General features: G+C 47.9%; 9 protein-coding genes. 3 read left to right on the top strand and 6 right to left on the bottom strand.

Annotated elements, in window-relative coordinates:
• Positions 1 to 2: 2 nt before the first annotated feature.
• The 5 genes from AC0QKW_RS24625 to AC0QKW_RS24605 form a co-directional block, all read right to left on the bottom strand.
• A complete protein-coding gene (locus AC0QKW_RS24625; protein ID WP_473153763.1) occupies positions 3 to 1,508 on the bottom strand; it encodes a DNA polymerase III subunit gamma/tau domain-containing protein in 1,506 nt (501 codons plus the stop codon).
• Positions 1,509 to 1,683: 175 nt separating this feature from the next.
• Entirely contained in the window at positions 1,684 to 1,845 is a 162-nt protein-coding gene (locus AC0QKW_RS24620; protein WP_473153762.1) for a hypothetical protein, read from the bottom strand.
• Positions 1,842 to 2,192, bottom strand: coding sequence for a hypothetical protein (locus AC0QKW_RS24615; RefSeq protein ID WP_473153761.1), 351 nt, complete (start codon positions 2,190 to 2,192; stop codon positions 1,842 to 1,844). The genes AC0QKW_RS24620 and AC0QKW_RS24615 overlap by 4 nt, the downstream gene beginning before the upstream one ends.
• A gap of 18 nt (positions 2,193 to 2,210) precedes the next feature.
• Positions 2,211 to 2,720 carry a hypothetical protein gene (locus tag AC0QKW_RS24610; RefSeq protein ID WP_473153760.1) on the bottom strand — a complete coding sequence of 170 codons (510 nt, stop codon included), beginning with the start codon at positions 2,718 to 2,720 and terminating at the stop codon, positions 2,211 to 2,213.
• 81 nt (positions 2,721 to 2,801) lie between these two features.
• On the bottom strand, positions 2,802 to 4,205 hold the full coding sequence (locus tag AC0QKW_RS24605; protein WP_473153759.1) for a phage tail sheath C-terminal domain-containing protein: 1,404 nt from the start codon (positions 4,203 to 4,205) through the stop codon (positions 2,802 to 2,804).
• A 628-nt stretch (positions 4,206 to 4,833) separates the two neighbouring features.
• On the opposite strand from AC0QKW_RS24605, the gene AC0QKW_RS24600 reads away from it, so the two are divergent.
• On the top strand, positions 4,834 to 5,244 hold the full coding sequence (locus AC0QKW_RS24600) for a hypothetical protein (RefSeq protein ID WP_473153758.1): 411 nt from the start codon (positions 4,834 to 4,836) through the stop codon (positions 5,242 to 5,244).
• Positions 5,245 to 5,546: 302 nt separating this feature from the next.
• On the opposite strand, the gene AC0QKW_RS24595 is transcribed toward AC0QKW_RS24600, so the two are convergent.
• The gene (locus AC0QKW_RS24595) at positions 5,547 to 6,212 is read right to left on the bottom strand and encodes a VOC family protein (protein WP_473153757.1); all 666 of its coding nucleotides are present in this window, start codon (positions 6,210 to 6,212) and stop codon (positions 5,547 to 5,549) included.
• A 1,587-nt stretch (positions 6,213 to 7,799) separates the two neighbouring features.
• Here AC0QKW_RS24595 and AC0QKW_RS24590 point away from each other — a divergent pair.
• The gene (locus tag AC0QKW_RS24590; protein ID WP_473153756.1) at positions 7,800 to 11,237 is read left to right on the top strand and encodes a non-ribosomal peptide synthetase; all 3,438 of its coding nucleotides are present in this window, start codon (positions 7,800 to 7,802) and stop codon (positions 11,235 to 11,237) included.
• A 146-nt stretch (positions 11,238 to 11,383) separates the two neighbouring features.
• Positions 11,384 to 12,322 (top strand): extracellular catalytic domain type 1 short-chain-length polyhydroxyalkanoate depolymerase, encoded by a 939-nt coding sequence (locus AC0QKW_RS24585; RefSeq protein ID WP_473153755.1) that lies wholly within the window; start codon positions 11,384 to 11,386, stop codon positions 12,320 to 12,322.
• Positions 12,323 to 12,742: the final 420 nt, after the last annotated feature.

Genomic DNA, 12,742 nt, shown 5'->3' with positions numbered 1-12,742 from the left:
GGTTAGTATCCATAGAACTGACGGTATTCACGGGAAATTTCCTGGGCAATGGCGTCTAGTACATCCTCCATGTCCGGTAGGGGGGTCGGTCGATCTGGAGTTGCAGCCATCGGTTCAGGAAAATTGAGGGGGCCATTGGGGCTAGACACCCATCGGCCAGGCTCTGGTGCGGTGGGCATTGCCTGGGGTGTGGCCGGTCTCTCCCATCCGCCAATCCCCTCTTCTGGCGATACATCTGAACGTTCTGGATGAAGCGATGGCCGTTCTGCTTGATGCTGCATGCGGCTCACCCCCTTGGGCGGCAGATCGGCGAGCTGGGGAACGGCTTTGAGCGGGCGGGCTGTATCCCCATCCTGATCGGGAGTGCTTTGGCCAGGAAAGCTTTGATTGTCAACCAACCAGCCATTGCGCGACTGTTGTCCCAGGCTCGGCGTCTCGTTGCTGGGGGAGGTTGATGCTCGGCTAGGGGCGATCGCGGAGATTGGCGTAGCCTCTTGCAGCGAGAATCGATCTTCCGGTTGCCCAGGGCTAAGGCGCTCTGCCTGCAACCCACCCTCAGCGGCGGTGGGGGTGACAGCAGGCTCAAAATAAGGGGGTTGGTTTTGGCTAGAGGACTGAAACTCTGGAGGTTGCTCAATCTCAATAGGATTTGCCTCACCCGCCGCCGCCTCGCGCAGCATGCCTTTGGGCCTATTCTGGGGGGAAGCAGAGGGTTTAATGCCCCCAGATTGGGGCGATTCAGAAAAGGCAGATTGAAGCGTTGGTTGGTCTGTTTCTAGCCATTGCGCCAGATCCCGCAGCCCTTTAACGGGTAGAGGCGCTGAGGCGGGGGATCGCTCGTTATCCCCCGCAATGGGTTGTGTCGGCAATGGGTAAGAGCTGCCAGTCCCGGCTCTTCCAATGTCTGGCAGTCGGGGCGGAGCCTGGGGCGTGGCTGTATCCTCAGCTAGGCTCTGTCCATACCCCAGGTCAGAGGGTAGGGGTAGGGGCGGCGGCGACGGGGCTGATGTCAATGCCGCTGGAGCACCTCTCGGCTGGTCAACTCCACCATTCTGGTCAAACCGGGAAGGATGGTTAGAGAGCGAGGGCAGAGGAATCGTTGGCCCCAGGGTGTCTTTTTTTACGGTGGGGGCTCCAACCCATTCAGGGTCAGGGCTATGGCCCCCCCGGTCATAAGCCTCCAGACTTCGATCTATCGGGTCAGGGGTATCGATCAGGCTCTGACCAGGGGTCTCCGGCCCCAGCCCAAAGCCAAAATCAAGCGTTTCAGAAGTAAACGGAGCTGATAAGGCATTGCCAGAATCGGGTCGAGCCTGGGGCTGGCTTAACCGTTGGATGGGCGTATTTCTAGACGTAGCAGGAGGTTGAGCCAAACCATTGGGCTGAGGTTGTCCATGGGGCTGGGCCGCGCCGTCAGCGTCACTGTTGTCCGTCCTATGGCCAGCATTGGCACCGAACCCAGAGGGGATAAACCCAGAGGTCAGCTGATAGGCTAGTGTTTGACACATCCCGCAAACCTCCAGTGCGGTATCCATGTCAGCTTGCAGGCGGCTGAGTTCAGCCCAGTCTTCAGGACGTAAAGCAACCGGTACCTCGAAACCCATGACAAGACTGCTCTGGAGTTCCCAAACCTCTTGCTGGATCTGGCTCCCAACTTCGGCTAAAGCATCAAAATTCGATGAGTCATCCTTCGGGAGTTCCACGGCGGGTCTCCTCATCCAAGAGTTGCAGGTAGATAGCGATTTGTCCCATGGTCATGGATTGCATTTGTTGAGGTGTCCACCCAAACGCCCGCGCCAGTCGATACCCTGCTGTCACCAGGGGAAAGGCACTGAGGTCAATCATGTTTTTTTTTCCGAGAGACCGCTGATCTGTCGAATTTGGGCGATGAGAAAGTTGACTAACCCCAGATGCATGCTGCGGGCTTGCTCCAGAGAAAGTTTGGGCTGCACCAGCGACTCTTTAATCATCAGTAGAGGAATCAGTCCCGGATCGTTGCGAGCCGCTTTCATAATGAGTTGAAAGGTGCCAATGGTGAGGGGGCGCAGACGCACAATTTTCTCCTCGCCAGAATGGCTAGAAGAGCCATTCTCCGAATTTCCCGGATCTAAAATATCGGCGGGAATGGTGATGTCAAAGGCGATCGCTGCCCCGGCCAGCAAATCGTCAGGCGTTAGTTCTGTCGGTGTCATCAATTATTCTCTAGTTTCCTAACTGCCCGATTCCTCACTACTCATTCGCAGTGCTCGAAAAGTGACCGATTCCATCACAAAGTCATCTTCTGGCAAACTAAAGCTCCAGCTTTCAAACTTTACTCCAAACACCGTCAAGATGCTGCTATTTTCGGGCAAAGATGGGTTGGTTAGATTAATCACAATGTTGAACGAGGGCTGGGGAATGGTTCCGGTCGGGGGTGGACTAGTAGCCCCATCGCCCAACAATAGGCGAATCAACGCCCCATTAATGTGGGCCCGTTCCACAAACCCACTGACATTGATATTGCCAGGCCGCAATTCGGTGGCAAACCGCTTTCCCAGCTCATGGTAGGGCCGCAGTTCATTCTCAACTTTGACCTGCACATTTTGTAGGCGCCCGACAATGCTAGAGAAGTCATACTCGCCAATCAAACCGTCGGCCAACTGGCCTTCTACCGACTCTCCATTATCCACGGCTAAAACCAGCGACGCATCTGATCCGCGAAACACATTGGCATTCGGCATAATAGCAACTCGTTCCTTTTAGTACTTTAGTCTGTGTTCTCTTAGGTGTTGCTTTGTGAAGTAGTTGCCTACTGTGGGCACCTAAACCAGATACATCGTCACCTTGATAAAGTCGATGCTAAAGGTTGGCATCAGCGTCATGATTACAATCGCCTCTCCAGAAATTTCTTGGGCACGGGTAGCCGATACCTCTAAGGAATAGCTGACCAACGCTTCATTATCAACCATGCGCGTCAAAAACCCGTCAAGGGTGGCTTTCATTGCGCCTCGAACCCGCTCATTATTGAGTTTGCCAATGTAAGGATCGCATCCCGATCGCACTCCATAAATGGCATAATCCACAATCCGTCGGGTGGTAATCTGACTCCAGGCTTCATCATTAGTGGTAACCCCCTTCACCACGCGAAACCCGTTGCGCTTCTCAATCGTCAGTACCTTGCTCTGCACCAGTTTGCTGAGCTTAGCACTATTAAATTCGGTGGTTAATCCATCAATGGCTAGCACTTTGTTGGTTGGGCTGGCCTGCACGGCAAGAGATGAGATTAATCCGGCAATTGCCCCCGCCGTATAACTACCGGGCAGTTGCACAGATTTGCCTTGTTCCGATACCGACACCCCAGGGGCAACAAAAATCAGTCGATCGTTGTTAAACGAATGCTGGGCAATATCATCGAGATCATCCTTTCCGTTAACAAAGCCGCTGCCAATAACGCCAATACGCTCTCGCTTAATGCCCGCAGTTGCTTTAAGATGTCCTTCGAGTAGAGAGGCAGCGGCGGTAACTTGGCGGGTTACCCCTTGCCCCGCCAACACCACAATATTGACAATCTCATTCTCTAATAGCGCTAAACTACGGGCGTAGTCAGTATTGGTTGCATTGGCACCATCGGTTCCTCCTGAGAATTTCGTTGCCTCCGCAACATCCGGGAGCTTATCGGCATTGGACGTATATACTTTAACCGATTTAATCAATGCTGATCGTTTAACGATGGCTTCAGATAGCGCTGTAATAGTGTCAAATCCATAGGTTTCTTGGGCCACACCATGGGCAATTTCAAGGATGCCTTTGGGGGTTTTGGTGGCGTCAACCGTTGCGGTAACCGAGATCCCATTCCCCCATGTTCCCGGCGTTAGTGCTTCTAGGTCGAGTAGTTGATTGTTACCAGTCTTGAGGGTGAGCTTTGCAGTTGCCCCCGCTCCTGATGTAGCCGTCCGCACTGCATAAACCGTCTGCCCACCATTTCTATAAATCAAATCCAGAGCGCGGATGAGGGTTAGCTCATTAGAATCGCCCCCTTTCCATTCGTCGCTTTCCCCAAAAATAACCTTGGCTTCGGACAAACTGCTCAGTAGCATCACCTCATCAATGGGGCCTTTGGATGCTGTGCCCACAATCCCAATGTTGCCTGTTGACACTCGGCCTGCGCTAATTAGTCCTTCTGCTCGAACTTCAATGTAGGTACCCGGCAAGATCATTTCTGGCATGAGATTCGACTCCAAATATGTGCCAAGATATGGATTATCAAAGCAAACTGTATCCAATGCTAAAGGGGTGTTCTGCCTGTAGGCAAACCATCGATCCTAATCTTGATTTGACATTGAACTCCTTCCGATTTTTGAGATTTTGAATAAGCGACGACGAGAGCAATGGTGTCATCACATCTAAAGCTATTTGGAAGAAAGATTAATCAATACATCTAATCTAAGGAAATACATGATCACCCCATCAGCAGAATTTTCTTGCAAGAAAATTCTGCTGATGGGGTGAGTGGGGTATCAATTCAGGAAATCGTTAAGAGCACATCCAAGCTAAGATTGCTAGATTTTCCACTTAAAGGATTTTCACTTAAAATGTGAGGATTAGATCGCGCAACCTGTACAGAACCACACTTATTTACATAGCGACACACTGTAGAAAATTAGTTCACCAAAGTTCAACACTCCTGACAGCTTTACGGGGAAGGGTTGGAGAAAAGAGTCGTGTCTAAGGTACAGCAATTTAACAGCCTCGACACTGACATAACGATATAGGGTTGTTTATACCGCTATAACTTTACTGACTGCCACAACTGAACCCGTAGACGAGGCCGTTTCCGCTTAACTGTCCATAGCGATGGCCTCTCTCGCTCAAACCTTCGATACCACCCGCGCCGAAATTATCGCCGCGATGGAGCAACGCATCAAAAAGGGCGATCGCACCAAGCTCACCAAAAAAGAGTTGAACGAGTTCATCTCGATTCTGGTGGCTCGGTTGGTGGTCATGAATGCCCTCGGAACCGAACCAAGGCGACGATTGACCGGCTCTGTGCGGCGGAGCAGACGCTATTGGAAATGGCTTATCCCCGGGGCACCGCTACGCTTAGAAAACTACAGCGTCGATACCGATCGCCGATATTCAGCCTACGCCTCGCGAGTCGCGCTATCTGGGCGGCAACACCACCTTGGCCCGCAATCTGGGCCTGACTCTTGCTCAAATCGGGGGCCAAGCCGACACACGAGATATTGGTGTGCTGGGCTGCTATGAATACATCAGCGATCGCAAGCGGGTCGAAGCGCAGCAAGCCTACCTGCTACAGTTGGGCGACGCCCTACAACCCATGGCCGATCCGGCGAAAATTCAGACGGTGGTCACCCAAAACGCCCTCGATTACTGCGCCGCCGACTGCCCTATGTCCCGTGTCGAGGGGTGCAATTCACTTTTGCAAGTTTGGCCCCCTCATCCCGTTCTCCCAAAGAGGAAGAACGGGAGCCGGACCTTGGATCCGGCTCCCGTTCTGGGAGGAAGGTTGAGGGTGAGGGCTACAAAATGGGGACAAAAGCCCACAATCAAGATAATGGCTGTGGTTTAATCAAGCTTTCTGGAGCTTGATCCATGACAGTTGATTCTTCCTCTGCAGGAAGTTGCCAATGGCAAGGCATTTCAGAAAATGTTGTAAACATTGTTTTCTGCCCCTGGGCCATGGCTTCTTCAATCTGTCGGTAAAACCCCTTCCCTGCTTTTTGAGAGAAGGTAATTTCAAGTTCTTCTTTTACACTTTTAGGGCGTTGAACATATTCTGCAAAGGTAGTCTCAGCAGGGCTCAGCTGAGAATAACCCCGACAAAATAGTTGCTTTAATAAGCCAAACGCATCTTTCTTAGAAATAGGTTCTCCAAGGGGCTGGCAACCATATTGCTTTAGTCGTTCTGCAAAGCTATCTAGATCTGTTGTATCATAAGCTACGTGCTGAACACTATGGTCACCGTGTCTTTCGACGAATGAGGTGACTTGAGACTTTTCTGCGCGATCGATGCCTTCAACTAGAGCAATACCAAAAGTGCCATAGTCAATGCACCAAAGTTTCATGCTGCTTCTCGGATTGTCCGGATCGACATCATCCAGTCGAGTTACTAGCTTTCCGCCTTCAACTTCGATATGAAACCACGCCCACTTCTCAATCATCCCTTCGCTACAAGCATAGGTGACGTGATCAACTTTAGCTAGGTGACTCATAGTTTATGGTTCCTTATAGATTCCTAGTGGATAAATTCAAAGGGTTTGCAATCTAGCCCAGGCGACATTTAACCGAATATCTAAAAGTCGAGGGCTATGACTATATTCGAGTAAAAAAATTGAGTGACTAAGTAGCCTGAACAATCAAAACTATAGTTAAAGCTCATCAAGACCTCAGATGCTCAGGACTGCATTGAACCAGGCCTCTTACTTAGCGGCAAGAACCTGATTTAATGAATTAGATTAAGCTCTAAACTAGTAAAACGCTACAAATATAGCAATCCTTGGTTTCGCAAAGGGAAGACCGACATTAGCAAGAACTTTGGTTCACAAGTCTTGCGAGGGGCGACAAACCTTACCTAGATTGAAATCCGGAGCCACCTTCTCCTAGCAGGTAATGCTCTAAGGGTTGAGCCTATCTTCTAAAGAAGGAGCTAAAACTACAGTTCTCAAAGTAGATTTGAGGCTCGCTACACTTAGCAAGAAGCTGCTGTAAAGCTTTCATGATCGATCACAAAATCTTTATCAGAACCTTCTCCTCTCCACACTGCGACTACGTAAATCTCGGGATAACAATTCTCCAAACATAGATGTACAACACAATACACATCTATCTAAGTACTTACATCCGAGAGCTGCTAGTGGAAAAGTCTAATCTTTATACAAGCGAATGATTTCATAAAGAAATTATTTCAGATGGCTTTTGATATCCGACGGTAGGATGCCAGCTTTTAGGCCTCTTCAGCAGTGGCCCAACTAACGAGAGGTTAAGGATTTTAGCGCTTGTCCAGAAAAGTATCCGGACTATTGTAAAGACAAAGTCCGAGTTCGGCCTCATCGTCTCATTCCTTAAAAGCGTCCCAAAAATTGATACTCGGATAAAACCGCTCATAGCGGGTGTATTACAGATGCCCCGGTCGGGGAGTTGGTGCAATTGCTAATTGCTGACTTAACAAAACTCTAAAATTCTTCAAATACCTTCTGAGAGAAGCTGGGCGTACTATCCGGAACATTTCGAATAGGGACATGAATACTTAACATTAATCAGGGGTTCCCTGGGCAGTATCGAAAATTTTGTGGATCTCATGATGGATGACCTAAACAGCCAAAACAACGGCTGAGACCCATTACCCTCGTTTGTATACCTAATAAGTCTCAAGATCCTCATATCAGTGAGGACCCTTGATTTACAAGGGTTTCAGGAGTTTTCTACGCCATTAAGTAGGTGACCCAGACCAATTAGCATATCGGTCATGGCGTATAAAGATTTCTAGATGCTCAACGCAAACGACTAACCAACCTCATCTACTGTATATTTTGTGTAAAATTATCGCTAAGCTATAAGCGCTTATCATCCAGCCTCTGCTATCACCATATAGAGTAGCTCTCATGCTAACGAAAACGCTTGGAGGCATTCCCCTACCTCCTTTACAGATAGTGGTGAGATAAAACTTTGAAGCAATGCGCATCGCTAGCATAAGAGCTGTATTTAAGGAATAGAATTGCTAATTAAGGCTATATTTCTGAATTTCTTAATACTGTATCAGTATCATTTTAATTTAGATTAAAGAATAAGGCATGCATCCTATGAAGGACGTTAGAGATACAAGGCTACAAACGATATTGACTGCTTCTAGTGAAAAGAATATTTTAGTAATACCGAATGTTCCTCAGAGTCCTGCAATGATCTCTATGGTTGATGAAGAAAGCCGTGACTTGTCAGGTCGTGAGGATATTGTGACGTTACAACTGCCCAGCGATTTTCCCAAAACGCCATCTACCCAATATCAAGCTGGATGCAATCTATTTGAGAAGCTCAACGGCTCAACTGTAAGAGAAGAGTCTCCAGTAGGTTATGCCGACAGCAAAGTGATTACCTTAGTGGCCCTTACCGCGCTGCTATGTCGCTACACCCAGCAAAATGTTCTCCCTTTTACAGTAAACGTCGTTCACGCCAGTCTGAATGACCTCCATCTAGATGCCACGACCTCATTTTGTTGCTCTGTCCTACCAGAGCAACCCATAACGGTCTTAGTACAGCAGATTGAAGCATTTCTTCAGAGTTTAGACGACTCTGATCAACCATCTAGGCCACAGCATTTCGAGGGAGAGTTCTTGTTGGGGCAATCTCAGGGAGTAGTCGTCACATTCTTGTCCACCGATCTTAAGTTTCAAACCATGGATCAGTGGATGGTATGGCTAAAGAATCAGAATTTTGAAAGCAATTCCGATTTTCACCTGATTCTATTTCCATTCGAGCAAGGAATTTCAGGAACTTGGCTCTATAATGCCAACCTATTTTTACCTGAGACTATTCAACGGTTGTCAGGACATTTTCAAACAGTTCTACAGGCTATTCAGCAACAGCCAACGTGTACTATCACCAGCTTGCCCTTACTTACAGTCGATGAACACCAGCAACTACTGACGAGTTTAAAGGGCGCTGTAGTAGATTATCCTCAAAGTCCGATTTATCGCTTGATTGAGACCCATGCTCAACAATCTCCCGATGCGATCGCAGTGACTTCTCAGAATCAGAGTTTAACCTATGCTTTGCTGAATCAACGGGCTAACCAGTTGGCCCATTATCTCAAGCATTTAGGTATAGAAGCAGGCGATCGCGTTGCACTATGTATTCAACCGTCTTTAGATATTGCAACAGCCTTGCTCGGCATTTTCAAAGCAGGTGGAGTATATGTACCCTTAGATCCTACCCACCCGGCAGAACGCCTCGCTGCCATTTTAGATGACACCCAGGCTAAAGTGCTACTGAGCCAAACTGACCTTGCGTCTATCTTACCAATAACCCCAAGTTCTGTGGTCTACCTTGACCAAGACTGGTCAACCGTAGATGGTTTTCCAATAAACAATCTTGACCACAGCGTCGATTTCGACCAGACGGCCTACATTATCTATACCTCTGGCACTACAGGAAAACCCAAAGGAGTCATGGCTAGTCACCGAAATCTGGTGAATTATATTCTGGCTACCCAAGACCGATTTGGGTTTAATGCTCAGGATATCATGCCTGCCATAGCTCGTTTTACCTTTAGCATTTCCTTATTTGAGTTACTTTCGCCCCTGGTCGCAGGAGGCACTTTAGTAATCTTAGAGCGGGAACATGTTTTAGATTTTCCTCGGTTAGTCCAAACCCTAGAGCAGCTAACCATGCTTCATACAGTGCCAAGCCTGATGCAGCGGCTAGTTAACTACATTAAGGAAGGCAAATTAGACGTTCAAAAATTCAAAGGTGTTAATCATATCTTTACGGGCGGAGATATTGTTCCGCCAGATTTGCTAGAAGCACTGAAGGAAGTGTTTCTAAACGCTAATGTCAGTGTTCTTTACGGATGTAGTGAAGTTAGTTCTCTATGCGCTAGCTATCCAGTTTCGCGCGAGAAACATTTGGCTAAAACTCGAGTTGGGAAACCCTTTAATAATGTGGAGATACGTCTCTATGATCCCCATCAAAACCTGGTTCCTGTTGGGGTTTCGGGAGAGATTTATGTGGGAGGAGCTGGTGTTACTCAAGGCTATTTAAATCAGGAGAACTTGGCTCGAGATAAATTTGTTGTTGTTGACGGTCGACTCTTTTACAAAACTGGTGACATGGGTCGACTGGGAGATGACGGCAATTTAGAATTTTTGGGCCGCACAGATTTCCAGGTTAAACTACGAGGAATTCGCATTGAGTTGGGCGAAATTGAGTTGGCTTTGCGGCGATTGCCAGGAGTGAAAGATGGCGTCGTAGCAGCTAAAGATTTGGGCAGCGGTGAGCACAGCTTAGTTGCTTATATAGTACTCGATAAAACACGGTTACTTGAACAGACCCAATCTACAATTATTGCAGAGGGGCGCCAATTACTTGCCAAACAGCTGCCTGATTACATGGTGCCAGCAGCCTTTGTGATATTGGAAGCCATGCCACTCAATGCCAACCAAAAGGTAGATCGGCGGGCATTACCTCAGCCAACGTCTCAGACACTGCTAGACCCAGTTGATATTATTCCTCCCCGCAGTGCGTTGGAACAAGACTTGGTAAAGATTTGGGAGGCGGTTCTGGGAGTTCAACCTATTGGAGTGCGAAATAACTTTCTAGAATTGGGCGGCAATTCTCTGTTGGCGGTGCAGATGTTAACTGAGATAGAGGAGCAACTGGGCAAGGTTTTGCCTATCACAAGTCTGCTACAGTCTCCCACCATTGAAGCTTTGGCGATGCTCCTGAGCCAAGACCAGCAAGAAGATAAGGCAGTCGAACTAGTACCTCTGCGCAGTAGCGGATCAAAGCCACCACTATTTTGTATTTACGGTCTTTTGATCTATCAAGAATTAGTGGCTCACCTGTCTGCTGATCGCCCTGTGTATGGGGTTTATCTTCAAGAAGAGGTGGATTTGATCAAAGAGGGGTCTGAATCACTAAATGATTCTACCTTTGGTACTATCCCAAATATTGCGGCTCGGTATGTTCAAGCTATTCAAAAGCTTCAGCCCCAAGGTCCCTATTATTTGGCCGGCATGTCTTTTGGGGGCGTAGTTGCTTTTGAAATGGGACAGCAGTTACGGGCTGCCGGTCACGAGGTGGCTCTTGTTACTATGATGGACTCTGTAGCACCAAATTACCATGCCAATGTGTCAGTTCTGAAGCGGCTACAATTGCACAGCAAAATGATAATTGATCAAGGTGCGTCTTATTTCTTTGAGAAGATTAAAAAACGATTGAAATCGTTTATGATGAAAATCTCTATTCTTCATACTTCAGATAGTCGAGCAGAATTTCGCGGTCAAGTGAGTCGGAGATATGTTCCTGCCCCTTATCCCGGCAAGGTTGTATTATTCCGAGCGATGGAACGTGATTCCTTTGAGGATATGCCTGAATCAGGTAGCCGCGATAGTGGATGGCAATCTTTTGCGATCGGGGATTTCTCTGTTTTTGATGTACCCGGTGATCATTTAGGCATTCTCAGAACACCCAATGTGCAAGTGATGGCTGAAAAGTTGCAAGCATGCCTAGATGAATCTGCTTAACAGTGGACTGTGTAGCGGTTGCCTATTAAACAAAGAAATGATGTTCAGTTCAGGTAATTCCTTAAAATGAGTAACCTAGGCTCTATGTCTTTGTTTCATTTAAGGACGAATCGTTATGCGTGTAATTTATTTCAAAAATTGAAAAAATGATGATTAGTCGCCTAATTAGTCGCCTAAAAATAGGTACACCAATTCAGCAATTTATCCTGATTGGCTGTCTTTTGGTAGCAGGAATGGGGTTATATGCTGGATTAAAATTGGTGCGGCGCTATCAAAGAACTCTTCCTAGGGCCAACGCGGATGAAGCTCTCCAGGTAAATGGCCAGAAGCGGGTCTATAACTTGTATGTGCCATCTTCTTATACGGGCAATGAGCCCGTCCCTTTGGTCATTGCTCTTCATGGTAGTGGGGGGGATGGCAGCATTATGGAGCAATCGGGTTTTAACCCCCTTGCTGACAGGGATGGCTTTATCGTGGCCTATCCTGATGCTGTAGCTAAGCATTGGAATGCCCGGCGGAGTGCTGCTCCCGAAACTGCAGATGATATTGGGTTTATCAATGCCTTGATGGATGATCTGGGAAATCGATATAACCTCGACTCTACCAGGGTTTTTGTTGTCGGATTTTCGAATGGGGGAATGTTTGCCCACCGAGTAGGGTGTGAATTAAGCGATAGAGTAACTGCGATCGCAGCAGTTTCTGGTACTATGCCAGAAAATTTATCGAGCATATGTCAACCGACCCGACCCATTTCTATATTGCTAATACATGGAACTGCAGACCAAGCTGTCCCCTATGGAGTTTCGGAAAGGGCATTACTATCAGCTCCTGCAACCTTTCAATACTGGAGTAACCGCAACCGTTGCTCCCCGAGGGTGATAAAAGATACCTTGCCCAATGCAGACAATATTCGCGGGGAAACTCATGATCAATGTGCTGATGGCACATCAGTAAAGTTTTACACCATTGAAGGTGGCGGGCATGAGTGGCTCGGTGCTCAGGCTGAACTCCCAAATCAATCAAGCCAGGAAGTAGGAACAAGCGAAATAGTTTGGGATTTTTTTAGTCAGCAGAAAAGACCTTAACGAAAATAGTTTCCCTAGGCGTTGTTGCATGGAAGAAGTGTTACAGATGGGGTGGAGGCATAAGGCTTAAGTACCACCTAAAACCGGACGCCGATGCCGTGCTAAATCTGTAACTAGTCTGATTGTAATGATGGCCTGAAGCAACGCAGAAGTCTCACCGTATAGTTGAGCAAAGCCACGCTGGCTGACTCTTGCAGCGCATTGATCAGGACAGACATGCGGCTTGGACGAGCGGGTGTAGCTCACTGGATGAAACGACGATGTTTCGCCTCAAGGTCACCTTTGGGAGGAAGGTCTAAAACCTTTGATAACCAAGCCGTTGGGCTGACTGCCTGACACAAGTGGGTGAAAGGCTTGAAACGTCGTGACGCGAGGGGAAAAGGTGAGGTGACATGAGACGCTGAAATTTGCGTCATCTCA

The organism is Pseudanabaena sp. PCC 9330 (assembly GCF_055795045.1).
Note: the sequence above shows the minus strand (reverse complement) of the source record. Positions and strands in the feature narration are given on the sequence as shown.

Excerpts from the sequence above, each read along its gene's own strand:
- AC0QKW_RS24625 (WP_473153763.1), bottom strand. The coding sequence starts at position 1,508 with ATGTGTCAAACACTAGCCTATCAGCTGACCTCTGGGTTTATCCCCTCT.
- AC0QKW_RS24620 (WP_473153762.1), bottom strand. The coding sequence starts at position 1,845 with ATGATTGACCTCAGTGCCTTTCCCCTGGTGACAGCAGGGTATCGACTG.
- AC0QKW_RS24615 (WP_473153761.1), bottom strand. The coding sequence starts at position 2,192 with ATGACACCGACAGAACTAACGCCTGACGATTTGCTGGCCGGGGCAGCG.
- AC0QKW_RS24610 (WP_473153760.1), bottom strand. The coding sequence starts at position 2,720 with ATGCCGAATGCCAATGTGTTTCGCGGATCAGATGCGTCGCTGGTTTTA.
- AC0QKW_RS24605 (WP_473153759.1), bottom strand. The coding sequence starts at position 4,205 with ATGCCAGAAATGATCTTGCCGGGTACCTACATTGAAGTTCGAGCAGAA.
- AC0QKW_RS24600 (WP_473153758.1), top strand. The coding sequence starts at position 4,834 with ATGGCCTCTCTCGCTCAAACCTTCGATACCACCCGCGCCGAAATTATC.
- AC0QKW_RS24595 (WP_473153757.1), bottom strand. The coding sequence starts at position 6,212 with ATGAGTCACCTAGCTAAAGTTGATCACGTCACCTATGCTTGTAGCGAA.
- AC0QKW_RS24590 (WP_473153756.1), top strand. The coding sequence starts at position 7,800 with ATGAAGGACGTTAGAGATACAAGGCTACAAACGATATTGACTGCTTCT.
- AC0QKW_RS24585 (WP_473153755.1), top strand. The coding sequence starts at position 11,384 with ATGATGATTAGTCGCCTAATTAGTCGCCTAAAAATAGGTACACCAATT.